Origin of the sequence: Rhizobium tropici CIAT 899, from assembly GCF_000330885.1 — a bacterium.
Lineage (GTDB): Bacteria > Pseudomonadota > Alphaproteobacteria > Rhizobiales > Rhizobiaceae > Rhizobium > Rhizobium tropici.
This window is the reverse complement of record NC_020062.1, coordinates 527,708-551,745: the sequence shown is the minus strand read 5'-3', so window position 1 is coordinate 551,745 and position 24,038 is coordinate 527,708. Positions and strand designations below refer to the sequence as shown.

The 24,038-nt window shown below is 59.1% G+C and carries 28 protein-coding genes and 1 pseudogene; 11 read left to right on the top strand and 18 right to left on the bottom strand.

The window, feature by feature from the left end; genetic code table 11:
• Nucleotides 1–5 precede the first annotated feature (5 nt).
• The 3 genes from RTCIAT899_RS24660 (at nt 6) to RTCIAT899_RS24650 (ending at nt 2,794) form a co-directional block, all read left to right on the top strand.
• Nucleotides 6–1,208, top strand: coding sequence for an ABC transporter permease (locus RTCIAT899_RS24660; protein WP_015342538.1), 1,203 nt, complete (start codon nt 6–8; stop codon nt 1,206–1,208).
• A 154-nt stretch (nt 1,209–1,362) separates the two neighbouring features.
• Nucleotides 1,363–2,184, top strand: coding sequence for a sterol desaturase family protein (locus RTCIAT899_RS24655; RefSeq protein ID WP_015342537.1), 822 nt, complete (start codon nt 1,363–1,365; stop codon nt 2,182–2,184).
• 244 nt (nt 2,185–2,428) lie between these two features.
• A complete protein-coding gene (locus RTCIAT899_RS24650; RefSeq protein WP_015342536.1) occupies nt 2,429–2,794 on the top strand; it encodes a chemotaxis protein CheW in 366 nt (121 codons plus the stop codon).
• A 68-nt stretch (nt 2,795–2,862) separates the two neighbouring features.
• Here the strand turns inward: RTCIAT899_RS24650 and RTCIAT899_RS24645 are convergent, their stop codons facing one another.
• The 5 genes and pseudogenes from RTCIAT899_RS24645 to RTCIAT899_RS24630 form a co-directional block, all read right to left on the bottom strand.
• Nucleotides 2,863–3,072 (bottom strand): hypothetical protein, encoded by a 210-nt coding sequence (locus RTCIAT899_RS24645; RefSeq protein WP_015342535.1) that lies wholly within the window; start codon nt 3,070–3,072, stop codon nt 2,863–2,865.
• Between the two features lie 44 nt (nt 3,073–3,116).
• Nucleotides 3,117–3,221, bottom strand: a pseudogene (rpsU, locus tag RTCIAT899_RS32640) (30S ribosomal protein S21); the annotation flags it as partial.
• A gap of 14 nt (nt 3,222–3,235) precedes the next feature.
• Nucleotides 3,236–3,523: a hypothetical protein gene (locus RTCIAT899_RS24640; protein ID WP_015342533.1), complete on the bottom strand. Its 288-nt coding sequence runs from the start codon at nt 3,521–3,523 to the stop codon at nt 3,236–3,238.
• A 107-nt stretch (nt 3,524–3,630) separates the two neighbouring features.
• Nucleotides 3,631–3,840 carry a cold-shock protein gene (locus RTCIAT899_RS24635; protein ID WP_015342532.1) on the bottom strand — a complete coding sequence of 70 codons (210 nt, stop codon included), beginning with the start codon at nt 3,838–3,840 and terminating at the stop codon, nt 3,631–3,633.
• 281 nt (nt 3,841–4,121) lie between these two features.
• On the bottom strand, nt 4,122–4,580 hold the full coding sequence (locus RTCIAT899_RS24630; RefSeq protein ID WP_015342531.1) for a DUF3237 domain-containing protein: 459 nt from the start codon (nt 4,578–4,580) through the stop codon (nt 4,122–4,124).
• Between the two features lie 117 nt (nt 4,581–4,697).
• Here RTCIAT899_RS24630 and RTCIAT899_RS24625 point away from each other — a divergent pair, with 117 nt between their 5' ends.
• Entirely contained in the window at nt 4,698–5,582 is an 885-nt protein-coding gene (locus tag RTCIAT899_RS24625; RefSeq protein WP_015342530.1) for a LysR substrate-binding domain-containing protein, read from the top strand.
• A gap of 817 nt (nt 5,583–6,399) precedes the next feature.
• Nucleotides 6,400–6,798, top strand: a complete 399-nt coding sequence (locus tag RTCIAT899_RS24620; RefSeq protein WP_015342528.1) for a DUF1236 domain-containing protein — start codon at nt 6,400–6,402, stop codon at nt 6,796–6,798.
• A gap of 385 nt (nt 6,799–7,183) precedes the next feature.
• On the opposite strand, the gene RTCIAT899_RS24615 is transcribed toward RTCIAT899_RS24620, so the two are convergent.
• Complete coding sequence (locus RTCIAT899_RS24615) at nt 7,184–7,843, bottom strand: hypothetical protein (protein ID WP_041678151.1); 660 nt, start codon at nt 7,841–7,843, stop codon at nt 7,184–7,186.
• A gap of 281 nt (nt 7,844–8,124) precedes the next feature.
• Between RTCIAT899_RS24615 and RTCIAT899_RS24610 the strand changes: the two genes are divergently transcribed.
• Both RTCIAT899_RS24610 and RTCIAT899_RS24605 read left to right on the top strand, forming a co-directional pair.
• Entirely contained in the window at nt 8,125–9,558 is a 1,434-nt protein-coding gene (locus RTCIAT899_RS24610; protein ID WP_015342525.1) for a sensor histidine kinase, read from the top strand.
• Complete coding sequence (locus RTCIAT899_RS24605) at nt 9,555–10,199, top strand: response regulator (protein WP_015342524.1); 645 nt, start codon at nt 9,555–9,557, stop codon at nt 10,197–10,199. Before RTCIAT899_RS24610 ends, RTCIAT899_RS24605 begins: the two co-directional genes overlap by 4 nt.
• Here the strand turns inward: RTCIAT899_RS24605 and RTCIAT899_RS33985 are convergent.
• The 3 genes from RTCIAT899_RS33985 to RTCIAT899_RS24590 form a co-directional block, all read right to left on the bottom strand.
• The gene (locus tag RTCIAT899_RS33985) at nt 10,193–10,687 is read right to left on the bottom strand and encodes a hypothetical protein (protein ID WP_015342523.1); all 495 of its coding nucleotides are present in this window, start codon (nt 10,685–10,687) and stop codon (nt 10,193–10,195) included. The two genes, RTCIAT899_RS24605 and RTCIAT899_RS33985, sit on opposite strands and share 7 nt — an antisense overlap.
• Nucleotides 10,688–11,634: 947 nt before the next feature.
• A complete protein-coding gene (locus tag RTCIAT899_RS32625; RefSeq protein ID WP_112337003.1) occupies nt 11,635–11,781 on the bottom strand; it encodes a DUF1127 domain-containing protein in 147 nt (48 codons plus the stop codon).
• A gap of 230 nt (nt 11,782–12,011) precedes the next feature.
• Nucleotides 12,012–12,482, bottom strand: coding sequence for an MEKHLA domain-containing protein (locus RTCIAT899_RS24590; protein ID WP_041678149.1), 471 nt, complete (start codon nt 12,480–12,482; stop codon nt 12,012–12,014).
• 288 nt (nt 12,483–12,770) lie between these two features.
• Here RTCIAT899_RS24590 and paaG point away from each other — a divergent pair, with 288 nt between their 5' ends.
• The 4 genes from paaG to RTCIAT899_RS24570 all read left to right on the top strand — a co-directional run bounded on the left by paaG (nt 12,771) and on the right by RTCIAT899_RS24570 (nt 16,052).
• Nucleotides 12,771–13,559 (top strand): 2-(1,2-epoxy-1,2-dihydrophenyl)acetyl-CoA isomerase PaaG, encoded by a 789-nt coding sequence (gene paaG, locus RTCIAT899_RS24585; protein ID WP_015342518.1) that lies wholly within the window; start codon nt 12,771–12,773, stop codon nt 13,557–13,559.
• Nucleotides 13,556–13,999: a hydroxyphenylacetyl-CoA thioesterase PaaI gene (gene paaI / locus RTCIAT899_RS24580; RefSeq protein WP_015342517.1), complete on the top strand. Its 444-nt coding sequence runs from the start codon at nt 13,556–13,558 to the stop codon at nt 13,997–13,999. The genes paaG and paaI overlap by 4 nt, the downstream gene beginning before the upstream one ends.
• 43 nt (nt 14,000–14,042) lie before the next feature.
• The gene (gene paaK, locus RTCIAT899_RS24575) at nt 14,043–15,353 is read left to right on the top strand and encodes a phenylacetate--CoA ligase PaaK (protein WP_015342516.1); all 1,311 of its coding nucleotides are present in this window, start codon (nt 14,043–14,045) and stop codon (nt 15,351–15,353) included.
• A gap of 102 nt (nt 15,354–15,455) precedes the next feature.
• Nucleotides 15,456–16,052: a TetR/AcrR family transcriptional regulator gene (locus RTCIAT899_RS24570; protein WP_015342515.1), complete on the top strand. Its 597-nt coding sequence runs from the start codon at nt 15,456–15,458 to the stop codon at nt 16,050–16,052.
• A 20-nt stretch (nt 16,053–16,072) separates the two neighbouring features.
• Here RTCIAT899_RS24570 and RTCIAT899_RS24565 read toward each other — a convergent pair whose 3' ends face one another.
• From RTCIAT899_RS24565 to paaA, 9 genes are all read right to left on the bottom strand, one after another.
• Entirely contained in the window at nt 16,073–16,687 is a 615-nt protein-coding gene (locus tag RTCIAT899_RS24565) for a transferase hexapeptide repeat family protein (RefSeq protein WP_015342514.1), read from the bottom strand.
• Complete coding sequence (locus RTCIAT899_RS24560; RefSeq protein WP_015342513.1) at nt 16,688–17,206, bottom strand: acyl-CoA thioesterase; 519 nt, start codon at nt 17,204–17,206, stop codon at nt 16,688–16,690.
• 4 nt (nt 17,207–17,210) lie between these two features.
• Complete coding sequence (gene paaZ / locus RTCIAT899_RS24555; protein WP_015342512.1) at nt 17,211–19,268, bottom strand: phenylacetic acid degradation bifunctional protein PaaZ; 2,058 nt, start codon at nt 19,266–19,268, stop codon at nt 17,211–17,213.
• Nucleotides 19,269–19,334: 66 nt separating this feature from the next.
• A complete protein-coding gene (locus tag RTCIAT899_RS24550) occupies nt 19,335–20,090 on the bottom strand; it encodes a Phenylacetic acid catabolic protein (RefSeq protein ID WP_015342511.1) in 756 nt (251 codons plus the stop codon).
• A 24-nt stretch (nt 20,091–20,114) separates the two neighbouring features.
• Nucleotides 20,115–21,191 carry a 1,2-phenylacetyl-CoA epoxidase subunit PaaE gene (gene paaE / locus RTCIAT899_RS24545; RefSeq protein WP_015342510.1) on the bottom strand — a complete coding sequence of 359 codons (1,077 nt, stop codon included), beginning with the start codon at nt 21,189–21,191 and terminating at the stop codon, nt 20,115–20,117.
• A gap of 24 nt (nt 21,192–21,215) precedes the next feature.
• Nucleotides 21,216–21,740 carry a 1,2-phenylacetyl-CoA epoxidase subunit PaaD gene (gene paaD / locus RTCIAT899_RS24540; protein WP_015342509.1) on the bottom strand — a complete coding sequence of 175 codons (525 nt, stop codon included), beginning with the start codon at nt 21,738–21,740 and terminating at the stop codon, nt 21,216–21,218.
• A gap of 9 nt (nt 21,741–21,749) precedes the next feature.
• Nucleotides 21,750–22,532: a 1,2-phenylacetyl-CoA epoxidase subunit PaaC gene (paaC, locus tag RTCIAT899_RS24535; protein ID WP_041678148.1), complete on the bottom strand. Its 783-nt coding sequence runs from the start codon at nt 22,530–22,532 to the stop codon at nt 21,750–21,752.
• Nucleotides 22,532–22,816: a 1,2-phenylacetyl-CoA epoxidase subunit PaaB gene (gene paaB, locus RTCIAT899_RS24530; protein WP_015342507.1), complete on the bottom strand. Its 285-nt coding sequence runs from the start codon at nt 22,814–22,816 to the stop codon at nt 22,532–22,534. Before paaB ends, paaC begins: the two co-directional genes overlap by 1 nt.
• Before the next feature lie 30 nt (nt 22,817–22,846).
• Nucleotides 22,847–23,851: a 1,2-phenylacetyl-CoA epoxidase subunit PaaA gene (gene paaA / locus RTCIAT899_RS24525; RefSeq protein ID WP_015342506.1), complete on the bottom strand. Its 1,005-nt coding sequence runs from the start codon at nt 23,849–23,851 to the stop codon at nt 22,847–22,849.
• Between the last annotated feature and the right edge of the window lie 187 nt (nt 23,852–24,038).

Here is a 24,038-nt window from a genome sequence, read left to right as displayed (position 1 = left end):
CCGATATGTCCATCCAAATCAGACAGATCATCGTTGCGACAAGAACCGCACTCGGCAGCATGAAGCGGCGCCTGGCGATTTCGCTCTCCATGGCATTGTCGGTATCGCTCGTCGTCATCGTGCTCATAGGCTTCCTAGCAATGGCGAGCGGCCTCGAGAAGGCGTTGAGCGGCGCGGGCTCGCCGCTGGTCGCCGTCGTGCTCGGCGGTGGCACGAACCAGGAGACCGGCTCCGATATATCAGCCGATGCGATCCGCAACCTCAAGGCCAGTGCCGACGATATCGGTGTCCTACGAGATTCGGACGGAGATCTTCTTGCATCCCGCGAACTGATAATCCGCGTCGATGGCCCGGCCGGAAGAGATGAACGCGTAAGGACCTTCGCCCTGCGCGGCATGGATGGCAGCGGTCTTTCGATCCGGAATGGTATCGCCCTTTCGCAGGGGAGGTTGTTCACGCCCGGCGCCAGAGAGATTGTCGTCGGAGCAGGCATCGCCCGCGATTATCCCGGCTTCGGCCTTGGCGCAAAGGTGCGGCTCGGCACCGTCGACTGGACCGTGGTCGGACACTTCACTGCCAATGGCAGCGCATTCGAATCGGAAATCTGGGGCGATATCGATGCGGTGCGTGCCGCCTTCGACCGGCAGGGCGACGTGCAAAGCCTGCGATTGCGGCTTGCCGATCCATCCTCCCTTGCCAAGTTGAACGCCAAGCTGGCGACGATTACGGAGACGCCGCTGACGGCCGTTTCCGAGGCTGGACTTTATGCATCGCAGGCTGGGCGCATGGCCGATCTCATACGCCTGTTCGGCTGGCCCATCGCCTTGCTGATGGCGATCGGGGCAACCGCAGGGGCACTCAATACGATGATGAGCTCCATTTCCGACAGAACGGTCGAGATCGCGACCATGCGGGCACTCGGCTTCAGCCGCCTATCCGCTTTTCTCGCAACCTGGTTGGAGGCCGCCCTCTTGGCTGCGGCCGGTGCAGGCGTCGGCGTCTTGGCATCGCGGCTTGTCATCGAAGGGTGGCGCGCCAGCACCATAGGGGCCAATGATGCCACCTTGGCTTTTCAGCTTACCGTCACGCCGCAAGTCATGCTGACCGGCGGTATGCTTGGCCTTTCAATCGGACTCCTTGGTGGCGCGCTTCCGGCACTTGCCGCCAGCCGGCTGCCGCTGATCGCTGCCTTGAAAGCCCGCGGATAGGCTGATTGCCCTGGAGCGTGGCCGTTTTCGGACCACCAACCTAGCCGCGACCATCATGCCCTTAACCAGTTTTTAATCATCAAGTTGAAGCGACACCTATCCTCGGATAAGGAGGAGCATCGCCCTCCATCGTTCCATGGATAGCAAATTGACAATGGAAAATTTGCTTCGTTTGCTTGAATTCATGGAGGAATATACCGACCGCGTTCTTCCGGTTGCCTTGCTGTTGCTCGCAGCCGAGGTCGTCTTTCCGAAGTCTCGCTATAGCTATGTATCGAAACTTCGCGGCATGATCTTCTGCGTGACAAACATCCTCATAACCAAGGCAAGCCTGACCCTCTTCTACTGGTTTTGGGCTGGCATCGGCGTAAAGCCGTTGTTTGCGATCGACCTGACATTCCTCTCGAGGTTTTCGAACGCATGGCCGCTGCATCTGTTGGGTGCCATAGCTGCTTCCTTTCTCGTCCTGCAGGTCAGCGAGTTCTTCTACTATTGGTTCCACCGGCTCCAGCATAGCAACAGGTTCTTCTGGCGTTTCCACGCCGAGCATCATTCGCTAGAGGAAATGAGTGCCTTCAACAGCAACCATCATTTCAGCGAGGAGATCTTCAGGATCCCGTTCCTGATCATTCCCGTCTCGCTGCTTTTCGATTTCAAGCAGGACTATGTTCCCTGGATCTGGGTATTCTTCGTTCGCTGGCAAGGTTATTTCGAGCATAGCTCGACGCGTCTGAACCTGGGTTGGGTCCGCTACATCTTTCCCGACAACCGATTTCACCGCATCCATCATTCGATCGAACGACGGCATTTCAACCGGAATTTCGGCAGTGGCTCCGCCATCTGGGACATTCTGTTCGGGACGGCCTACTATCCGAAAGCCCAAGAGTGGCCTGATGTCGGCCTATCCAATATCCGCGAGCCGCAGAACTTGACCGAGTTTCTCATTCGGCCCTTTCGACGTGGCAGACACAGCTAAAACGCGATCGTTTTGGCCTCAATCTCATTCGGATTTGAGCCTTATGGCCAGTCTGAAAGTGGGGCATCGTTAGAATTTTAGGCGAACCGAAAAGCAGTCATCAAGACAATCACTCTACCTTGGGCTTGTCCGGCCGAACCGCGTTCGGCGGCACCATGACAGTGCCAAGGCATTCTCCCCAGCCGGGTTTCGCCTCAGACGTTTGCACTTTTGAACGGGAGTCCCTGAAGGGACAAAGTGCTCAATGCCTCTACCAGCATTTCTTCGCCGCCGCGCAGCAATGGCGGTCCGCGTGCACGACACCCTATGTACGTTCCTTGACGGAACGATCGTCGCGCGTGCAGATAACTGGCGCCCGCTTCGCGATAGCGACGATGCACGCCGCGCCCTCGGTCATACCTCATATCGCGGCGAATTGGTGCCGGTTTACGATTTGGCCGCCCAAATGGGCAACAGGCCCTCACGGAGCTGCGAACTCGCCATCGTCAAGATGACTGGAGGCTACGTGGCATTCCTGATCGACGAATTCATCGGCAACACCTCGGCAGCGAGCGAAGCCATTAACCTTTCGCAACTCGAGATTTTCGGCCAAAACCGGGTAGCCGTATAGTAACGTTTTACCGGCGCCAATGAATGCAGCTTCTCGCGCTGTGCTATGTTTTTGCGGTCGTGCTTCTGCTATTTCGTCTTACGCCCGCGTTTCGCCGATGGCTTGATCGGCTCTGCCTCGGGCCGCGCCAATCGAAGCGCGCGGAGCTTCTCGGTCTTTTTCTCGCGATCGGCGGTTTCGGCCGCAGTGATCTGCTTCGCAGCCGTATCGGTCGCCGATGCCTTGTCTTGAAGAGTTTGCCTACCCTGCTTGAAAAACTTCTCTTTGGTGGCGGCCATGATGTCTCCTGACGAATGATAAGAGGGTACGATCAGCGCGACCGTGCAACCTTCTTTTTGGACGCTGGAAGAAGCCCTTCGCGCTGCATCTTCTTCTTCAAAACCCGGAGCGCCTGATCGACGTTGTTGTCCCTGACGTCTACTTGCAAAGTTGCTCCTTCAATTACCGCTTTCTCAGGGTGATCATCGTCGAATTGATCCAGCTGGAAGACTTTGATTCTGCTGCGAAGCCAATATTCAGGGCCTTTGATGTCGACGCTTCAACGTCAATATCCGGCTGGACTACACGGCGTTCAAAATTCTCGCCTTCGAACTGGACGCGATATTGCGTGGCGCCATCGGCTTCAGGCAGGCGCGATACGATTCGACCTGTTCCGGAAGGGCCGAAGCTTCCAAGAGTGCCACGCTTCAAAGCGATCGTGTCACCAATCTGGTAGCGCGGGTCCTGCATATCGTTCTCCCATGGCCAAAATAAAAGGCCGGGCGTTACCCCGACCTCTCAGCATCATCCATCCGCACTGCCAGTACATCCGTGGTCAGCGCGTGTGAATGACAAATTCAAGCCGCCTGAAGATTATCGGCCGAGCTCTTGCCGGATCTGCGATCCTGCACGATGTCGTAAGTGATCTTCTGACCATCGTTGAGCGAACGCATGCCGGCGCGCTCTACCGCGGAGATATGGACGAAAACGTCCGTGCTGCCATCATCAGGCTGAATGAAGCCGAAGCCCTTGGTGGAGTTAAACCACTTAACTGTACCAGTGTTCATAACGATTTCCTTTCATAGCAATCGTTGTTTGCCCCGCGATACCTTGCGGGATTAGATCGATTATTTGAGAGGGAATCCGAGGAAGAGCATAGGCCCTTAAGCGACGTCACAAGCAATGGTCGATAAGTCCAAACTAGGCTCTATTTCAGATTTTGCAATGAAAACTTTAGAAATATTACCTCAGCGGCATTTCGGACTGCAAGTCAAACGAACGACCGCAAGATTGCTCGGTGGACAGAGAACCGAGTGGAATCAAGCCAATCCCGTCCATTTCTCTGGCATCAGAGGATTTCGAACAGGTCATATTTTACGCCGCCCGGAACACGGCTGCCCTTTCCAACGCAAACGATCGCGTTGATCCAAGCATGTGCAGGCGAAGCGGTTTCGAAATAGGGCGTTGTTCGAAGATAATATTCCGAAGGGTCGACAGCTTCGCCGCGTCCCAAGCGCTCGGAAACTTCGACCGATGCGTGGCGAACGCCACGATAGGTCATCAGAATGTAGGCGCCATCCTCAACCTCGAGCAGAACCCGCACATCCTGCTGGAATGTTCCGTCCTGCCGAGTGACCAGCAGGTCCGATCCGATCAGTGGTGAGACCCTGCCCTTGAGACGCTCTCCTTCGAAATGGCCGCCAGAGACCGGAAAGATACGGCGGACGCCCGCGGGACATGGTCCTATATCGATCGTTGGATGAAGTTCGAGATACAGCGTAAATAGAGGACGCGATTGCAGCTCCATGAGAGGCTCTCCATTTATGGAGAGCGTGATCGCCTCCACTTCTGGGGCGCATTAAACTGCTATAATATCGGTACGCAAAACGGGCATTCCTTACTATTATCATAAGCGAAACTACATATGCGCCCTTCACTCGACGCCCTGAAAGTCCTTGAGATCTGCGTCGCTTCCGGCAGTTTCGCCCGTGCGGCTGAGCGTTTGTTTCTGACCCCTACGGCAGTAAGCCTGCGCATTCGCACCCTTGAGGAGGAATTAGGTGAGCCCCTTTTCATTCGGCGAGGACCGCGTGTAGCGCCGACCCCGAAAGCCATGCTGCTTGCGAAGGGTGTGCGGCGCGGCTTGGACGAAATCGACGCCGCATTGGCGGCTTTCGGAGCGGCATCTCCTCCCTTGCGGGTGACCGCGCCTCCCACCCTCGCAAGCCGCTGGCTTGCGCCGCGCCTTTCCGGCTATCAGCGCTGCGAGATCGAACTCGATGTTTCGACCGAAATTCGTGATCCGTCAGATTTCGACGTTGCCATCCGCACTGGCGCCGGCGACTGGCCGGGTCTGCGGGCCTTTCGACTATTTCCCGTACAACTAACGCCGCTTGTGGCTCCATCGCTTACTGCAGCGCTGGAACCTCTCACACCGGAGACGCTTGCAACTCTGCCACTGTTGCCGCATCCAGACTGGGAAAGATGGTTTGTGAGCGCAATCGGTCGCGTCCCGCCGGGGTTGAACTTCACTCGCGTGGAATATCCGAACCATGAGCTAAATGTGAATGCCGCCTGCGCGGGTGAAGGCGTTGCGCTCGTGCCGCCCGGCTTCTTCGAGCCCATCGTCAAATCAGGCGTGCTGATCGCGCCCTTCGACGAGACGCTTGACGGTCCCGACTGGCACTTCGCACTCATCCGTGATGATGACGGGAGATCAGGGCCTAAAGAATTCTGCGACTGGCTTTACGAGCAGAGTCGCATGATGTCGACGGCACTTGATACACCCGGCGCCTGGGTGGATGGTTGAACGCGATCAAAGCTTCCGATGGGTCTGGTTCGGAGTGTGACTGAGTTCGGGCATGCCTGTCGCTGTACCACTGCATCATCCGGTATTGCCGGAAATATTTTCTCCATAATCCGGTTAATTTGGCAGCTCTGACAATCGCCAGGGTCTCCGTTACCAGATATTGTCGATCAAGGTACTAGACAATCGGATTTCGACGGACATAGATTTACCGGATGAACATACAGCGGAAAATAACAGCGATCACGGGCTTGATCTCCACCGGAACGTTGGCGGCTTTCCCGCGGGTGTGGAACTGATAAATGCGATATGATCCGAACATATCCCGATCGCGCTGGCCGCTCCCATTTCGTCGGCAATCATGGGAGACTTTGATCGGTCTGGCTTCCGTCATCCTGCTGGTCGGTATCATATGTGCCAACCTGCCCAGCACTTGGACCGCAGAGCGAAACACATCGGTGGCCTCTTCGAACCAGGCCCGACATTGACCGATTGAGATCACTCCACTGCCCACGCGAAGCGATCGAAAACCTTTATCGGATCGACCTGCCGCATCGCGTAGTGGCTTCTGGCAGTTGCGAAGGCGATAGCTGCATTGGCTCAATCTCTGCTTTGTCCACCGCACCCAACCCTGAATGCGACGTATCCTCCATATTCCCGATCGAAGCCACGCGCGTAGGGCTTTGGTCTGATGTTCACTGCGACCCATGTCGCAAATCCACGTGACTGAAGCCTAAGGAAAGGAACAGACTGCGGCGAAGCTCTGTTTTACCGACAGCTCCGTCAACGACGGACGAATAGAAGGTGAAAGGAGATTCTGATGAAAACGAAGGTACTTAGTGTTGCGGCACTCGCGCTTGGCCTGACCGCCGGATGTGCTTTTGCCCAATCTTCGACCGTCACCGGCGCCGCAGGTGGCGCGGTTACCGGAGCCGTAGTTGGTGGCCCGGTTGGCGCCGCCGTGGGCGGTGTCGCTGGCGCCATTGTCGGCACGGCCATCGATCCGCCGCCGCAGAAGGTGGTCACCTACGTACGCGAACAGCCCCTGCCCGAAGAAGAAACGGTTGTCCGCGAGCGTGTAGTCGTCGGCCGACCCTTGCCGGAAACGATCGTCGTGCGAACCGTTCCGCAAAATCCGAAATATGCCTACGCGATCGTCAACCACGAACGCGTGATTGTCGAGCCTTCCTCGCGCAAGGTTATCAAGATTCTGAACTAACGATCGTGGAGAGCGGGAAGCCGCTCTCCACCCCTCTCTCTGCCTGGCTTGGCCATATCTTACTGATCGCAAGGAGAGAGTGGCCGGTCTCCGATTTTCCCGAGATCCCGAACCTCCTGGCACTGGCTTCCGCACGCGGTCATCCCGCGCCCCCCCCTGTCGCGCACCATATTCTGTACCTGATCATACAGATCGTGCGGCAAATTGCCTATCGCCGGATCGGGCAGCGTCTGGGGCGGAAGACCCGACCCGGCGATAGAGCCGGTGGGCGGACCGGCTAGCGAATGGCGCCCGCTGGCGCCAAACTCATAAATCGAAGCAGAAAGGCCGCCGCAATGCGCGCCTATCGATCCCCAAGTTCACAAAGCAATGCTAAGGCAGCGCCTCAATCGTCGGTTAGCTGCGTGCCCTCAGATGGCGTTGCGGTTTCGGATTTCTTTTCCAGCGCATCACGAACTTCCGCGATTTTTCCCGTATTTGTTCCAACTCCGAGGATGCTCTTTGCTTCTGTGAGCGTCTGGTTCGTCACCGGCTTGTTAGACAACTGCGCCAGCGCCGAACGCAAGGCGCTGTCGCTGAGGGCCGGGTCCGTCGGCACTGCCGTCGTTCCATACTGGATTTCGAATTCCGCATAGGCCTTCACATAAGCGGAAAGCGCCGCCATCTTCGGATCTCTCGAGTTCAGGTAGGCGTGATAGTCCCGCTTGAGCGAGCTCAGGCTACCTGCACCGGGCTTTGAGACATGGCTCTTCGAACTTGCATTATGGGCTTTGGAGTGTTTATCCGCATGATGCCCCAGCACCGACGATGAAGTGCCCTGTGCAGCAGCCGCATTCGTCGAAGGGCTGCTTGTATCGTCGCCTCCGGACTTTTCATGGCCGGAGTTTCCTTCACCATGGCCGCCGCCGTTACCATTGCCATTACCGCCGCCGTTTCCGCCCTTGGCGAATGCCGTCTGTACGAAACCGACGGTAGCGCCTCCGATGGGCGCAAGCGCAAGCACCAGGCCGAGGCTTGTCGCACCAATGATGGAATGGATTTTCATGTGCACTTCCTTCGTAACATGCCCGTCGCCTGCAGCAGCGGCCATATCCAGCAAATCATGCGCACTAGAATATTGCCGAAATCCCAGCTTTCTATCCCGCTCCGACCTATGCCTTGAGGGTTAGGACCATAGTCTGATTGATCCAACCCTTTGGTCGCTTAAATTGCGGGCGCCAGACGGCAGTACCACGCTCGGGACAACGCGGCCGGTGTCGACGACCCAACAGTTGACACTCCATCCTGCTGGGATAGCTATAGAGGGTTGGGAGATCAGTGCCGATTATGCCAGTGCCGCGAGCAAATCATAAATACAAGCTCTCTCCAGCAAGTCTTATCGAACGCTGGAACTCACAATCCTTGGCCAGACAGTTCCTGCTCGCCGGTGGCTTCGTCGCTCTTTGTGCGATGCTTGTTGTCGGGGCCTTCGTGGCCAATCTGATCGAGAATGCAGTGACGCGTAATTCTGCGGCAACGACGGCCCTCTATGTCGACAGCGTCATCGCCCCGCTCCTGCCCGATATGCAAACCACCCAGGCTCTTGACGATACGGTGACACGCGCCCTTGATGAGACCCTGGGCCAGGGCGCGCTTGGCACACGGCTGTTTTCCTTCCGGCTTTGGCGCGACGACGGGACGATCCTCTACTCCAATAACAAGGATCTTTCCGGCAAGCGATTTCCGCTCTCGGACAGTCTCAAGACGGCCTTTTCGGGCCGAATGGTCGCCAAATTCAATCGGATCGACGACATGGAAAGCGTGGCCGAACGCAATAGCGGCAAGCCGCTTCTGGAAATCTACAATCCAGTGCTTCAACCTTGGTCCGGCAAGGTCGTGGCAGTCTCTGAATTCTACGAGGTCGCCAACGATTTCGAATGGAGCCTTACGCAGGCCCGCCTGCTGAGTTGGCTTGTCGTTGCCGTGTTCACGCTGACATTCTTCGCTCTTCTATCGATCATCGTCCTGCGCGGCAGCCGCACCATCGACAGTCAGCGCATGGCGCTCAACGGCCGCATCGGCGAATTGTCGGCGCTTCTTCAACAGAATGAGGCGCTGCGCGCGCGCGTTCAACGCGCGACCCAGCGCGCCGCCGCGCTGAACGAAAGCTATTTGCGCCGTATCGGTGCCGACCTGCATGACGGTCCCGCCCAATTGGTCGCTTATGCCTCCTTGCGGCTGGACAGCCAGACCCTCATCAGCCCCACCGTCTCGCCAGAGGAGCGCGAAGCGTCGCTGGAGACAATCAAATCCAGCCTTGATGACGCCATGGCCGAAATCCGGAGCGTCTGTAGCGGCCTGATGCTGCCGCACATCGAGACAGACAATTTGACCGATCTTTTAAAACGGGCAATCCGTGCCCACGAACAGCGCACCGGCGTCACCGTCGCGCTTCTCGTCGGAGCAGCGCCGACAGATCTTTCGACGTCGGCAAAAATATGCGTCTATCGCTTTGTGCAGGAAGCCTTGAACAATGGCTATCGTCACGCCGGCGGAATCGGGCAAAGGGTCGTGCAGTCCTTCAAAGACGGCCAGGTCGTAATCGAGGTTGCCGATGAGGGACCGGGATTTGATCCGAAAGAGGTCGGCCCGCAGAAGCTTGGTCTTGCCGGCCTCAGAGATCGGGTCGAAAGCCTCGGCGGCATGTTCCAGCTTTTGTCGTCGGACCGGGGCACCATCGTCCGCATGTCCCTGAACATCGAGGAAATGGAGCAGACATGACAGCAGCAATCACTTTGGCGGTCGTAGACGACCATCCTCTCTTCAGGGAAGGCGTTATTCGCAGCCTGACCGAAATGGATGGGTTTAGCATCGTCGGCGAAGGCAGCAGCAAGGAGGACGCGCTGCGCATAGCGGTGCAGCAGCGCCCGGACATCCTGTTGCTCGACATTTCCATGCCGGGAGGAGGACTGGATGCCCTCTCTCTCATCCTCAGCCAGATACCCGATCAGAAGATCGTTATGCTGACAGTCTCCGAGGCAAGCGACGATGTGATGACCGCGCTCAAAAGCGGCGCGAAGGGCTATGTTCTGAAAGGCGTCGGATCACGGACGCTCGCCGATATCCTTCGCGGTATCGCTGCCGGTGACAGCTATGTCGCACCGACGCTATCGGCGCGTCTGATCTCCGAAAACGGAACCGGTTCCCGGCCCAATCCTTTCAGCGCATTGACGGATCGCGAGCGGGAAGTATTGGAACTGGCTTCTGCTGGATTGAGCAATAAACATATCGGGCTGAAGCTCGATCTGCATGAAAAGACCATCAAGCATCACATGACCCAAATCTTCGCCAAACTGGAGGTGAGCAATAGAACGGAAGCTGCGATGGCATTCCGGGATGAACTCGAAAGGCGGCGTCAGTGAAGGAGTGATTTGAGCCGCTGCTCGTCGGCAGTTGTCGCATTGCGATTGATGATGGTGCGGCCCTTTGAATCCTTCATCACATAACGTCCGCTCTGTATATTTTCGCTCATGCCATCCTTGTGTTGAACGCTAATCGAGCCACCGCCATCATCGGTGGACTGGTCGGAATCGACCTGGCTTTGGGTAGCGCTCTTGGTGGCGGACGATCGGCCATTAGCATTGCCGTTTCCGTTGTTGCCATTCCCGTTGCCATTGTTACCGCTGCCGTTTCCACCTCCATTGCCGCTGTTGCCGCCGCCGTTCCCATTGCCTCCCCCGTTACCGTTGCCTCCCCCGTTACCGTTGCCTCCTCCATTGCCATTTCCGCCGCCGTTGCCGCCACCATTACCGTTGCCACCTTTGGCCTCGGCCATTTGCTGGGCGAATATCGTGGAAGCACCGTGAATTTTGACAGTATAGGGAAGTGCCGTGTTGACCAAGGTCAGCATCAGGCATGGTAAAGCAGCAATAAGCTTTCGACGTAATAACACCTAAAGCCTCCTGAGGCTCCAACGACGAGCGCCCAACGTTCCATGGGCTCGAAGCGCCTCGGCTATCGCCGATTGGCAAGGGTCCGATCCATATCAAATCGCCGCTACATCGCGAAGGGTCAAGTCTTATCCCACGGATAGGTACAGCATTTGGACTTCAGCAATCCACGTCATGACCTTTCGCCGTGGCAGCGTCAGACCAAGGTCGGAGAAAGCGCCGGACCGAAGCCCAATTGCATCATCGCGTTATTGAAACCGACTTCAGCTTGTCAATATGACTGCGGGCACGCCGAAGCCTCGCCGGCACAAGATCAGCCGGTCGAGAGCCAACAGCGTCTCCGTAAGAGCGGCACGCCACTCGACGTCGTCCGTGCAATCATCCGACAAGAGGGGGTAATGCGATGACCCAACACTGGAGGATCTATCTGGCTCGGGCCATACCGCCGGGGGCAATATTGGATTTCTCGGCAGCCGAATTTGCGCTCCAGGTTGCGATCAATTTGCGGTATTGCCTGCACCTCGTCCGACCGACGTCCGAATGCATCGAATTGGCCGAACTCGTGTTGCTGCGTGCCAGAAATTACGGTGAGACCAGAATGGGCCATAGCCCACAATCGTTCGCGGAGGCAGAGGAAGCACTTGCCAATGCAACGAGGCTGCTCGAGATCGAACTTGAATATTGCGCGAAACGGGACACAAGGGACAGCTGCGATCAAGCAGCCTAAATCTTCGTTATATTATTCGGCAGAATAGCAGCAGGAGAATTGTGCCGATCGTCGGGTTGGAGGCGGCCAAATAACGCTACGCGCGGCGTCCATCGGCTATGACTTTTCATAGAAAGCTACGCCGACCCAATAGCTGTTGCGGCGGCGCATACCTCAAGGGTATGCGCGCGAAAGGAAGGTTTAGTTGCCGCGAGCTCCCTTGACGGCGAACGGAATATGCGAGCGGGAAATGCCGAGATCACGAAGAACATGATCGTCCAGGGCGGAAAGCTCGCGCATTGCTCTGCGCTGTTCGCTAAAGCGCTTAATCTTCTCCAATACTTTCATTTTTGCCATCTCCTATGTTTTCGCGCAAGACATAGGCATTTACCCGCCTAAATAAAATGCACATGCCTGCAGGATAGCCATGCCGCTTTTGCAAGGCTCATCACAACGGCAGCGGCCAACGCGCCCGTACGCCACGAATTAAGGAACCTGTCTCACGTTCGGGAACAATTGATGGCGCGCTGCTACGACATCGCCTTATGCCCAGACGCCAGTACGGCCTTGTCGCGGGCTTATGCGTCTTTCCATTTGGAAAATGTCGCAGCCTGCCCGCGCAAATTGCCTTCGCGATCCACGAGCTGCCAGACGATACCCTCCTCAATCCAGAACCGCCGTCCGGATTTTGCAATCCTCAGGCCGCGATAGTCGGAGATGAAACCGTTGCGCGTCACCGCATCCAGCAGTTGCTGACGCTCCGCACGATTGGGAAGCTCCGCTGAAAGTCGCGAGGGAAGCGTCACGAACTCATCCCAGGGATATTCGAAGCAATTCTGAGCAGCCTTGTTGGCGTAGACGAAACGCGGATCGGCATCCGTGTTGTGGGCAAGGACCACGAAGGGCGCCTCATTATAGAGCCAAGGAGGCCCTGCTTGCGGATTGACGAGTGGACGGCCGACAATGCGTTGAAAACTGCCGGTCAGAAGTTCGAAAAAGGCTTCGTCAACCGATAAATCGACGACATCGCTTTCAGGCCTGTCTGTCATCTGTTTTCTTCCCGCAATCATGGCGTCGACCGAAGCGATACCTATCAAATCGCGATAAATATCAAAAGCAGGGCAAGCGGGAAGTCACACGCCTCCGTTATCAACCTTTCCGCGAAACTATGGTTTCCGAGGAGGTAACTGATGGAAATGCGTGCTACCAAGCACGATGCAAAGCCACTCCGTCGCAATCTGCCGGCCATTATCTTTCATTGCTTTTATAATTGATTGACCGGTCGGTTTATGCAAGAATTGCGGGGGTCGCCGTGGGAACGGCGGCGGGGAGGAAACATGTCTGAATCCGGCACCGTTCTGTCGGCGTTTGCCGACGGCGTCTTGATGCTTACGCTCAATCGACCCGACAAACTCAATTCCTTCAACGAAGACATGCATCTTGCGCTGCGCGCCGGCTTCGAGCGCGCGCATCGGGATGTAGATGTCCGCGCAGTTCTGTTGTCGGGCGCCGGCCGCGGCTTCTCGGCCGGCCAGGACCTTGGCGATCGCGACCCGCGCAAGGGCACCCCCGATCTCGGTCATACGATCGAGATCTTCTACAATCCGCTGCTCCGCCTCATCCGCAGCCTGGAAAAGCCGGTGATCTGCGCTGTCAATGGTGTGGCAGCCGGCGCCGGCGCCAATATCGCCTTTGCCTGCGACATCACGCTAGCCGCCCGTTCGGCCCGCTTCATCCAGGCTTTCGCGAAGATCGGCCTCGTGCCGGATTCCGGCGGCACCTGGAACCTGCCTCGGCTTATCGGCGAAGCCCGGGCCAAGGCGCTGGCGCTGACGGCCGAACCGCTAGACGCGGAAACAGCCGCCGGCTGGGGTCTGATCTGGCGAGTGGTGGACGATGACAAGCTGATGGATGAGGCAACGGCGCTTGCCACCAGGCTCGCCGCCGGCCCGACGAAAGGCCTCGGCCTGACGAAGCGCGCCATTCAGGCGGCGGCGACGAATTCGCTTGACCAGCAGCTCGATCTTGAGCGCGACCTGCAGCGCGAAGCCGGCCGCAGCGCCGACTATGCCGAGGGCGTCACCGCCTTCCTGGAAAAACGCAAGCCGGAGTTCAAGGGCAAATGAGCGCCGCGGAGAGCCTTTCGCCGCGGGCGCTCGCGGAAGCCTGCGCGAGAGCCATGTGGGACGAAGACAACGCCACGCGCCATCTCGGCATGGAGCTTGTGTCCGTCGCGCCCGGCGAAGCCACCATCGCCATGACCGTTGCGGCGACCATGACCAACGGTCACGGCGCCTGCCACGGCGGCTACCTCTTCACGCTCGCCGACTCCGCCTTCGCGTTCGCCTGCAATAGCTACAACCAGCGCACTGTCGCCCAGCACTGTTCGGTGACCTTTATTGCGCCGGCTTTCAATGGCGACCGGCTGACGGCGACGGCGCGGGAGGTGTCGCGCCGAGGACGAGGCGGCATCTACGATGTCGCGATTACCAATCAGCATGGCGAGCAGATTGCGGAATTCCGTGGCCACTCGCGAACCGTCAAGGGCGCACTTTTGCCGGAATAGAATTCGCGCGCCGGAAGTACCGGCTTTTCTGGAGGAGACATTGATGGAAAATCTTTCGCCGCGTGCGGGTGAGCTTGAAGCAATCGAAACCGCCTCCCGCGACGAGATTTCCGCGCTGCAGCTCGAGCGCATGAAATGGACGCTCACCCATGCCTATGAGAACTCACCTTTCTATCACAAGAGTTTCGACGAGTTGGGCGCGCATCCCTCCGATCTTAAGACCTTATCGGACATCACCAAATTTCCTTTCACGACCAAGAAAGATCTTCGCGACACCTATCCATTCGGCATGTTCGCTGTGCCGCGCGAAAGGCTTGCCCGCATCCACGCGTCCTCCGGCACGACAGGCAAGCCGACCGTCGTCGGCTACACCGCCAGGGACGTCGACACCTGGGCGAGCCTCGTTGCCCGCTCGATCCGCGCCTCCGGCGGCCGGGCGGGTGATCTGGTGCATATCGCCTACGGCTATGGCCTCTTCACCGGCGGCCTCGGCGCGCATTACGGCGCGGAGAAACTCGGCTGCACCGTCGTACCGGTCTCCGGCGGCATGACAGAACGGCAGGTGGCGCTGATACAGGATTTCAAGCCGCGCATCATCATGGTGACGCCTTCCTACATGCTCTCGATCCTCGACGAATTCCGCCGCCAGGGCCTCGACCCCAGAGAAAGTTCGCTCGCCGTCGGCATCTTCGGGGCAGAGCCGTGGACCAATGCCATGCGTGAGGAAATCGAGCATGCCTTCGATATGCACGCCGTCGACATTTACGGCCTGTCGGAGGTCATGGGGCCGGGCGTCGCCAGCGAATGCGTCGAGAGCAAGGATGGGCTGCACATCTGGGAAGATCATTTCTATCCGGAGATCATCGATCCGGTCACCGGCGCGGCATTGCCAGATGGCGAGATCGGCGAGCTGGTCCTCACGACGTTGACCAAGGAAGGCCTGCCGATCATCCGCTACCGCACGCGCGACCTGACGCGGCTGCTGCCGGGCACCGCCCGCTCCATGCGCCGCATGGAAAAGATAACCGGCCGCTCCGATGACATGATGATCCTGCGCGGCGTTAACGTCTTTCCAACGCAGATCGAGGAGCAGATCCTGAAATGCCGCGGGCTCGCGCCGCACTTCCAGATCGAACTGACACGCTCCGGCCGCATGGACGACATGACCGTTCATGTGGAGTGCACGGTGGAGGCGGCGGACGAAACGGCGCGAAATGCTTCGGCAAGGGAACTTACCCACCATGTCAAGAGCGTGATCGGTGTCTCGACGAAGGTCATGGTGCACTCGCCAGGCGGCGTTGCGCGATCGGAAGGCAAGGCCAAACGCATCGTGGACAACCGCCCGAAAGAATGATCGGCATCTAGTGGGATAGCCTGGCAAGCATTTGATTGTATATGGGGAGGATCGGCCGCAAGGCACGGTCAAGTCAATCGGGAATGAGCAAAGCAGGATCATATGGCACGCACACGCGCAGTTGATTTCGAGGAAAAGCAGCGTGGCATCTTGGCGAGTGCCGCGGCTGTTTTCGCCGAGGTGGGCATGGAAAAAGCGTCCATGTCGATGATCGCTTCGCACGGTAACGTCTCGAAAGCCCTGCTCTATCACTACTATCCCGGCAAGGACGCGCTGATCTTCGACATCGTGCAAACGCATCTGATGGAGCTGGAGGGCGCGATCGAAGCAGCAGACCGCACAGACGTGACACCACAGGAGCGGCTGCGCCTGCTGGTGAAAGCCGTGCTTAGGAACTATGAGGGCGCCGACAACGAGCACAAGGTGCAGCTGAACGGCACGCATGCCCTGTCGCAGCAGCAGTTGGCGGAATTGCGGACGATCGAGCGGCGCATCGTCCGGCGCTTCTCCATCGTCATCGAGGATCTCAATCCGGACCTCAACAAGAACAAGCCATTGCTGATGCCGGTTACCATGTCGCTCTTCGGTATGATGAACTGGGTCTATATGTGGTTCAGGCCCAACGGGCCAATCACACGCGACGAATATGCCGACATTGCCACCACCCTCATCCTCGAAGGGGTCAAGGCCGTCCGTTGAGACGCCGCTGACGCGGTCGTTCAGTTGCCGAGTTTCATCCTCTCAAGGACAAGCGGATCATATTCCGGCGCGCGGATGCGGCGGCGATCCGGCTCAGGTGCCGGCAGCGGCTCGACGGCCACCAGCTTCTCCTTCGCCTCCAGCGCCAACCGTTGATAGATGGCGGTGCCCTCGCGCTTCCAGGCGATCTCTTCCGGCGTCAACTCACGAACCACGCGAGCTGGCGCTCCCACGGCAAGACTATTTGCCGGAATTTCGGCTCCGGCCTTGACGAACGCCATGGCCGCGACGATCGCATTCTCGCCGATAATGGCTTCGTCCATGATGACGGCATTCATGCCGACCATGGCATTGGCGCCGATGCGGCAGCCGTGCAGCACCGCACCGTGGCCGACATGCCCCGCCTCGCCGATCACAACTTCCAGATTCGGGAAACTGTGGACGACGCAAGTCTCCTGCACATTCGAGCCACGCTCCAGCACGATGCGCCCGAAATCGCCGCGCAACACCGCGCCCGGCCCGACATAGCAGGCGGGGCCAATGATAACGTCTCCGATGACGGTCGCGGCCGGATGCACGAAGGCAGAGGGATAGATGACCGGGATCACGCCGTCATAGGAATAGATCTGCGCCATTCAGTCGGCTCCCAAACCTTCCACATCGCGACCGGTTTCGGCCACCGCTTCCATCCGTTGCGCGAACTCGCGACGCAAGGTGCGGCGAAGCTGGGCGGCCTTGTGCCGGCGGATATCAACCGGCGTGACCGGCACCAGTTCCGGCACGCGGACCGGGCGACCGGCCTCATCGACGGCGACCATGGTGAAATAACAGGAATTAGTATGGCGGCGATCGCCGGAGCGGATATTTTCCGCCTCGACCCGGATGCCGACTTCCATGGAGGTACGGCCCGTATCGTTGATCGAGGCCCGAAAGGTGACGAGTTCGCCGACATTGATCGGCTCCTTGAACAGCACCTGATCGACCGACAGCGTTACCGCATATTGCTTGGAATAGCGCGACGCACAGGAGAAGGCGACGCGGTCGAGCAGGTTCAGAAGTGCGCCGCCGTGCACCTTACCGCTGAAATTCGCCATGTCAGGCGTCATCAGCACGGTCATTTCCAGGCGATGCGGGTCTTGCTCGGTCGTCGTCATGCGCTCACTCTCTCGTTTTCGCCACCATCGTCAGAACGTCATATTGTGCGACGACGGCATCCAGCTGGTTCGTTACCTTGCAATCCCAGCGCACCTCGCCATGCTCGGCATTGATGCGGGGATTGATCTCTTTGCAGGTCAACTGCACCTGGAGCGTATCACCCGGATTGACCGGTGTCAGGAAGCGCAGATTGTCGACCCCATAATTTGCGAGAACAGGGCCTGGAGCCGGATCGACGAAGAGGCCGGCGGCGAAAGAGACGATGAGATAGCCATGCGCCACACGGCCCTCGAAGAACGGATTGGCCTTCGCCGCCTCTTCGTCCATATGGGCATAGAATGTGTCGCCGGTAAAATGGGCGAAGTGCTCGATATCGTCGAGTGTCACCGTGCGCGTGGCGGTGACGAGCTGATCGCCGATCTTGAGCTCAGCGAGCGACTTGCGGAAGGGGTGCTCGCTGTCGCGGCGGGTATCCGCACCATCCATCCATCGTCCCGTCACGGCGGTCAGCATGGTCGGTGCACCTTGAATCGCGGTACGCTGCATATAATGCTTCACGCCACGCATGCCGCCCAGTTCCTCCCCGCCGCCGGCGCGACCGGGGCCACCGTGAACGAGGCCCGGCAGCGGTGAACCATGACCGGTGGAGCTCTTGGCGCTCGAGCGGTTGCCGATCATCACGCGACCATGGAATGGTGCGAGGCCGAGAACAACCTCCTCAGCGAAATGAGGATCGTTCGTGAAGACGGAGGCGACGAGACTGCCCTTGCCGCGCCGCGTCAGATCGACGGCCTCTTCCGCCGTGTCATAGGGCATGACGGTGCTGACGGGGCCGAAGGCCTCGACATCGTGAATGGCACGCGCGGAGCCCGGCTTGTCGCAATAGAGCAGGACCGGATTGAGGAAGGCGCCGGCGCTCGCATCCCCGGACATCACATGCGGATTATTGGGATCGCCGCCGACGATCTCGGCATCGGCAGCAATATCCCGGATGCGCGCCCGCACCTCCTCGCGCTGAGCGAGGCTTGCAAGCGGCCCCATGCGAACCGTCTCATCGGCCGGATTGCCGATTGCCGTCTTGCCGAGACGATCGTTCAAGGCCGCAATAAGCGCTTCACTATAGGAACGGGGCGCGATGACACGGCGGATGGCCGTGCACTTCTGCCCGGCCTTGACCGTCATCTCACGGGCGACCTCCTTAACGAAGAGATCGAACTCCTCCGTGCCGGGCGCGGCATCAAGGCCGAGGACGGCCGCGTTGAGGCTATCGGCCTCCATGGTGAAGCGCACGGAATTTTCGATAATCGCCCTGTGCGTCTTGAGGCGCTGGCCGGTCGCGGCAGAGCCGGTAAAGGTCACCACATCCTGGCCTTCGACATGATCGAGGAGATCGCCGACCGAGCCGCAGATAAGCTGTAGCGCACCTTCCGGCAGCAGGCCGGTTTCGATGATGCGGCGAACCATCAGCTCTGTAAGATAGGCCGTCTGGCTCGCCGGCTTCACGATGGCGGGGACGCCGGCAAGCAACGTCGGCGCAACCTTTTCCAGCATGCCCCAGCAGGGGAAATTGAAGGCATTGATGTGAACGGCGATACCCTGCAGCGGGCTTAGGATATGCTGTGCGGAAAAGCTCTGGTCCTTGGAGAGCTGCTCCACGTCGCCATCGAGCAGCACACGCGCATTCGGCAGCTCGCGCCGCCCCTTAGAAGCGTAGGATAGCAAGGTTCCGATGCCGCCTTCGATATCGACCCAGCTATCGGCGCGCGTGGCGCCGGTCGCAGTCGAAAGCGCGTAGAATTCTTCCTTCCTCTCAAGCAGCGCCTGCCCGAGCGCCTTCAGCATTGCGGCGCGCTCATGGAAGGACATGCGCCGCAACACCGGTCCCCCCTTGTCGCGGCCATAGGCCAGGATCTGCTTAAAATCGATACCCGAGGAATCGATGAACGCGACGGGCACGCCGGTCGATGCATCGAGCAGCGGCACGCCTTCTCTGGCGCCGGCGATCCAGGTGCCCCCGACATAGCTTTCAAGCCGGCGCGGCTGGTTTGCCATGATGTTCATCCGAATTTCCTTCCTTCATCTTTCCGGTGATCCGAGCGGAAAACCGCCAGGTATCTCCTGAACTGATCAATTCAAACCAAGCGCAGAGAGCTGCGCATCAACATCAGCCCGCCATTCGGCAAGCAAAGTTTCGTTGGGCGTATGTCGCAGGCCGAAGCGCGACAATGTTTCGAAGCGTGCCGAGCCGGCGTGACCGAAGCTCGCGGCAACGCGGGGATACCAGTAGGCAACCGAAGCCCGTGCCTTGGCCCGGCCCTCGTCATCGGTGACGATGCGGACAAGCCCGGCGGCGCCGAGTTCGGCATGCCGTCTTTCACGCGGCAGGATGGCACGGAAGGTTTCTGCCAGCGGCTGATAGGAAACGCGCGCCAGCTCCTTCAACTGCACGACGCTGGCAGCACCCATCAGAACGTTCATGACAACCGCATCCACCCAGCCTTCAAGGGGATAATGGAAGACGGCAAGCCGCATATCACCACCCTGCCTGACAGCGCCGATATCAGCGTCGCGGGAAAGCCGTGCCGCCCAGGGATGGTGGATGGCATAACGCCCGCCATCGACGCCGAAGGTCTCCATGACCTGTAGGACCTGGCCGGCATGATCGGTCTTTTCCAGCACGATGCGTGCTGCGGAAATGCGCTCCTGAATCCCGGGCGCATCGTTGATGATATCGGCAAAGCCGGCGGAACCCGCCAGTTCGCTATCGACGAAGCTCGCCATCAGACGCAAGAGTTCGCCGCGATAGCGCGGAGGCGCGTTGTCAGGCGAGGAGAGCATTCCACCCTCCTGCATATATTGCTCGATCGGCATCGTCTCGGACATCTCATTCCTCCCTTCGATGCGGCCCTACTGGTCGTAACTGACGACGATCCGGTCGGTGAGTGGGTGGCACTGACAGGTCAGCACATAGCCCTGGCGCACCTCGTAATCCTCGAGCGCGTGATTGACCTCCATCTCGACCTCGCCTTCGAGAACCTTGGCCCGGCAGGTGGAGCAAACACCGGCCTTGCAGGCGTAGGGCACATCCATCGCATTTTCGAGCGCAGCATCGAGCAGGCACTGGCCGTGCTTCGGGAACTTGAAGATGCGCGTCGCGCCATCGAGCGTGACCGTTGCCTCGCAGCTGGTTTCATGATCAGCAGGGGCGACACTCGCTACATTGCGTCGCACGCGGCCGGGCTGCGCGGAGGCGAAAAGCTCGAACTTGATCTGGTCGTCGCGCATGCCGTGATCGCGCAGCGCCGCGGCGATCGCCAGCATCATCGGCTCGGGACCACAGATGAAGGCTGTCGCGACCGATTTCACATCGATCCAGCTCTTGAAGAGCGCCTTGCATTTTTCCGCGTCGATCCGCCCGGTGAAAAGGTCGATCTCCTGCGCTTCGCTTTCGAGAATGTGCAGCACCGACAGACGGCCGAGATAAAGGTTCTTTAAGTCGTCCAGCTCTTCGCGGAACATGATCGAGCTGATCTGCCTGTTGGCATAGACCAGCGTAAAGACCGAGCGCGGCTCCCGCGCCAGCACTGTCTTGATGATCGAGAGAACCGGTGTGATGCCGCTGCCACCGGCAAAGCCGAGATAGTGTTTTGCGATATCCGGCTCGATGGCGGTGAAAAAGGCTCCCATCGGCGGCATGGCTTCCAGGGTGTCGCCAGCTTTCAGATTTTCATTGATCCAGGTCGAGAAGCAGCCGCCATCCACGCGCTTGACGCCGACCTTCAGCACGCCCTCATCCTTACCGGCGCAGATCGAATAGGAGCGGCGCAGCTCCTCGTCGTCGAACTTGCGGCGGAATGTGAGATACTGGCCCTGCGTGAAATCGAAGACGGCCCGATCCTCCTCGGCTGGCGCAAGCGTGACGACAACAGCATCGCGCGTCTCGCGGCGCACATCGGTGACAGTCAGCGGATGGAAACGTGCCATGGATGCGGATCTCGTCCTTTGGGGTCAAATACACTTGAAGTAATCGAAGGGTTCCAGACACTCGGTGCAGCGATGGTTCGCCTTGCACGGCGTCGAGCCGAACTGGCTGATCTTTTCCGTGTTCGTCGATCCGCAGCGCGGACAGGCGATCACAAGGTTCGAGCGGCCTGAAAGCCGATCGATGCGCTTCATCAGCACGCCATCGGCAGCGGTGCCATCGATCGGTGGGGCGATGCCATAGGCACGCAGCCTCTCGCGTCCCTCGGCGCTGATCCAATCCGTCGTCCAGGCGGGTGACAGCTGCCGCTCAAGGCGTACCCGATCGAGGCCCCTTTCGGCCAATGCCCGCTCGATATCCAGATTGATGACCGTCGTGGCGGGGCAGCCCGAATAGGTCGGCGTCACCGTGACGACAAGCGTATCACCCTGCCAGCCAACGTCGCGGATGATGCCGAGATCGGTCAGCGAGATCACCGGTATCTCGGGGTCCGGCACCTCCGACAGCCAGTGCCAGACCTCGTCGACCGAAGGATGCAGCGCGGTCGCCATATCAGCCTCCTACCAGGTCGCGCCCGGATAAGCGCGCTGCAGGAACTGCATCTCGGCCAGGAGATAACCGAGATGCTCTGTGTGAACGCCGCGCCGGCCGCCTTTGTGCATATAGCCATCCATCGGGCGGTCGAGCGTCGCTTCAGTGAACGCGTCGGAAACGATCTCGTCCCAGCCCGCCTTGAGGCTTTGCGGTTCCGGGATCACGCCGGCCTGCGCCAGTGCCGTATCGGCAGCATCGCCGACGAACATTTCGCCCGTGAAGGCCCAAAGATCGTCGAGCGCCTCCTGCATGCGACGGTGGCTTTCTGCCGTGCCGTCGCCAAGGCGGATGATCAGGTCGCGGCTGCGATCGAGGTGATAGGAGACTTCCTTGAAAGCCTTCTCCGCAATCTCCGCGACGCGTGGATCGATCGAGCCTTTCAAGGCTTTCAGCAGCAGATAGTGCCAGGCGTCATAGAGAAATTGCCGCATCAGCGTCTTGCCGAAATCGCCGTTGGGGCGTTCGACGAGCAATATATTGCGGAACTCGAAACCATCCCGCAGATAGGCGAGGTCATCGGCCGAGCGACCCCTACCTTCCACCTCGCCCGCGAGACCAAGCCAGAGCTGCGTCTGGCCGATGAGGTCGAGCGCCGTATTGGCAAGCGCGATGTCCTCCTCCAATGCCGGGCCGCGGCCGCACCATTCGGAAACGCGGTGACCGAGGATCAGCGAGTTATCACCGATGCGCAGGAGGAATTCGACAAGAGCGGCCTGATCGACCGCCGGCTCAAGGGTAGCGATCGACATCACATGTGCCCCACTTCATCGGGAATGTCGAAAAAGGTCGGGTGACGATAGACCTTCGAATTCGAGGGATCGAAGAGCGGCCCTTTTTCCGAAGGGGCGCTGGCAGCGATCTCGGAAGACCGCACGACCCAGATGCTGATGCCCTCGTTGCGGCGCGTATAGACATCGCGTGCGTTGTTGATCGCCATCTCGGCATCGGGCGCATGCAGGCTGCCGACATGGCGATGGTTGAGGCCGTGCTGACCACGGATGAAGACTTCCCAAAGCGGCCATTCGCTGGACATGTTTCTCACTCCCTGACTATTCCGCCCGCCTTATTCGGCGGCGACCTTTGCGGCAGCGCGGCGCTCAGCCACTTTCTCGGCATGCGCCGTCAGACCGTCGCGGAACCACCCGCCATCATCCCAGGCCTGCTTGCGGGCATTCAGCCGCTCCGCATTGCAGGGACCATTGCCGGCGATGACGTTGAAGAACTCCTCCCAGTCCGGCTCGCCGAAATCATAGCCGCCCTTTGCCTCGTTCCATTTAAGATCCGGATCGGGAACGGTCAGGCCGAGATATTCGGCCTGCGGCACGGTCTGGTCGACGAATTTCTGCCGCAGTTCGTCATTGGAATTCTGCTTGATCTTCCAGGCCATCGATTGGGCCGAATGCACCGAGGCATCATCCGAAGGACCGAACATCATCAGCGACGGCCACCACCAGCGGTTCAGCGCATCCTGCACCATGGCCTTCTGCGCCGGCGTGCCCTTCACCATTTTCATCAGAATGTCGAAGCCCTGGCGCTGATGGAAGCTTTCTTCCTTGCAGATGCGCACCATCGCCCGCGCATAGGGACCGTAGGAACAGCGCTGCAGGGGTACCTGGTTCATGATGGCAGCGCCATCCACCAGCCAGCCGATCGCGCCGATATCGGCCCAGGTCAGCGTCGGATAGTTGAAGATCGAGGAATATTTGGCCTTGCCGGAATGCAGCTGCTCATACATCTCGTCGCGGCTGATGCCGAGCGTCTCGGCGGCGCAATAAAGATAAAGACCGTGGCCGGCTTCGTCCTGCACCTTGGCAAGCAGGATCGCCTTGCGTTCCAGCGTCGGCGCGCGGGTGATCCAGTTGCCCTCCGGCAGCTGACCGACGATTTCGGAATGAGCGTGCTGGCTGATCTGGCGGATCAACGTCTTGCGGTAGCCTTCCGGCATCCATTCCTTCGGCTCGATCTTCTGCCCAGCATCGACGCGCTCCTGAAAGGCGCGCTCCTGAGGATCCATCTCGTCGAGGGAACGGATGCGGGCGCCATCGGTTTTCACCATCTGTGCATACATTGATCTTTCCTCCGTCTTCGCGCCTCCCGCGCGATCGAGAATGATCGCAAGCCTGCAGTCGCCCTGAAGGCTTCAGCCAAGCTGATGCTTCACGGCACCGCCAGTATAAGCCTGTTTCTCGTTCTCCTCCACGAAACAGCGATCCGGGGCAAACGCATTAACCGACCGATCGGTCATTTATTAGCAT

Bases quoted from the DNA above. Each gene is read 5' to 3' on its own strand.
- RTCIAT899_RS24660 (WP_015342538.1), top strand. From the start codon at position 6: ATGTCCATCCAAATCAGACAGATCATCGTTGCGACAAGAACCGCACTC.
- RTCIAT899_RS24655 (WP_015342537.1), top strand. From the start codon at position 1,363: ATGGAAAATTTGCTTCGTTTGCTTGAATTCATGGAGGAATATACCGAC.
- RTCIAT899_RS24650 (WP_015342536.1), top strand. From the start codon at position 2,429: ATGCCTCTACCAGCATTTCTTCGCCGCCGCGCAGCAATGGCGGTCCGC.
- RTCIAT899_RS24645 (WP_015342535.1), bottom strand. From the start codon at position 3,072: ATGGCCGCCACCAAAGAGAAGTTTTTCAAGCAGGGTAGGCAAACTCTT.
- RTCIAT899_RS24640 (WP_015342533.1), bottom strand. From the start codon at position 3,523: ATGCAGGACCCGCGCTACCAGATTGGTGACACGATCGCTTTGAAGCGT.
- RTCIAT899_RS24635 (WP_015342532.1), bottom strand. From the start codon at position 3,840: ATGAACACTGGTACAGTTAAGTGGTTTAACTCCACCAAGGGCTTCGGC.
- RTCIAT899_RS24630 (WP_015342531.1), bottom strand. From the start codon at position 4,580: ATGGAGCTGCAATCGCGTCCTCTATTTACGCTGTATCTCGAACTTCAT.
- RTCIAT899_RS24625 (WP_015342530.1), top strand. From the start codon at position 4,698: ATGCGCCCTTCACTCGACGCCCTGAAAGTCCTTGAGATCTGCGTCGCT.
- RTCIAT899_RS24620 (WP_015342528.1), top strand. From the start codon at position 6,400: ATGAAAACGAAGGTACTTAGTGTTGCGGCACTCGCGCTTGGCCTGACC.
- RTCIAT899_RS24615 (WP_041678151.1), bottom strand. From the start codon at position 7,843: ATGAAAATCCATTCCATCATTGGTGCGACAAGCCTCGGCCTGGTGCTT.
- RTCIAT899_RS24610 (WP_015342525.1), top strand. From the start codon at position 8,125: ATGCCAGTGCCGCGAGCAAATCATAAATACAAGCTCTCTCCAGCAAGT.
- RTCIAT899_RS24605 (WP_015342524.1), top strand. From the start codon at position 9,555: ATGACAGCAGCAATCACTTTGGCGGTCGTAGACGACCATCCTCTCTTC.
- RTCIAT899_RS33985 (WP_015342523.1), bottom strand. From the start codon at position 10,687: ATGCTGACCTTGGTCAACACGGCACTTCCCTATACTGTCAAAATTCAC.
- RTCIAT899_RS32625 (WP_112337003.1), bottom strand. From the start codon at position 11,781: ATGAAAGTATTGGAGAAGATTAAGCGCTTTAGCGAACAGCGCAGAGCA.
- RTCIAT899_RS24590 (WP_041678149.1), bottom strand. From the start codon at position 12,482: ATGACAGACAGGCCTGAAAGCGATGTCGTCGATTTATCGGTTGACGAA.
- paaG (WP_015342518.1), top strand. From the start codon at position 12,771: ATGTCTGAATCCGGCACCGTTCTGTCGGCGTTTGCCGACGGCGTCTTG.
- paaI (WP_015342517.1), top strand. From the start codon at position 13,556: ATGAGCGCCGCGGAGAGCCTTTCGCCGCGGGCGCTCGCGGAAGCCTGC.
- paaK (WP_015342516.1), top strand. From the start codon at position 14,043: ATGGAAAATCTTTCGCCGCGTGCGGGTGAGCTTGAAGCAATCGAAACC.
- RTCIAT899_RS24570 (WP_015342515.1), top strand. From the start codon at position 15,456: ATGGCACGCACACGCGCAGTTGATTTCGAGGAAAAGCAGCGTGGCATC.
- RTCIAT899_RS24565 (WP_015342514.1), bottom strand. From the start codon at position 16,687: ATGGCGCAGATCTATTCCTATGACGGCGTGATCCCGGTCATCTATCCC.
- RTCIAT899_RS24560 (WP_015342513.1), bottom strand. From the start codon at position 17,206: ATGACGACGACCGAGCAAGACCCGCATCGCCTGGAAATGACCGTGCTG.
- paaZ (WP_015342512.1), bottom strand. From the start codon at position 19,268: ATGAACATCATGGCAAACCAGCCGCGCCGGCTTGAAAGCTATGTCGGG.
- RTCIAT899_RS24550 (WP_015342511.1), bottom strand. From the start codon at position 20,090: ATGTCCGAGACGATGCCGATCGAGCAATATATGCAGGAGGGTGGAATG.
- paaE (WP_015342510.1), bottom strand. From the start codon at position 21,191: ATGGCACGTTTCCATCCGCTGACTGTCACCGATGTGCGCCGCGAGACG.
- paaD (WP_015342509.1), bottom strand. From the start codon at position 21,740: ATGGCGACCGCGCTGCATCCTTCGGTCGACGAGGTCTGGCACTGGCTG.
- paaC (WP_041678148.1), bottom strand. From the start codon at position 22,532: ATGTCGATCGCTACCCTTGAGCCGGCGGTCGATCAGGCCGCTCTTGTC.
- paaB (WP_015342507.1), bottom strand. From the start codon at position 22,816: ATGTCCAGCGAATGGCCGCTTTGGGAAGTCTTCATCCGTGGTCAGCAC.
- paaA (WP_015342506.1), bottom strand. From the start codon at position 23,851: ATGTATGCACAGATGGTGAAAACCGATGGCGCCCGCATCCGTTCCCTC.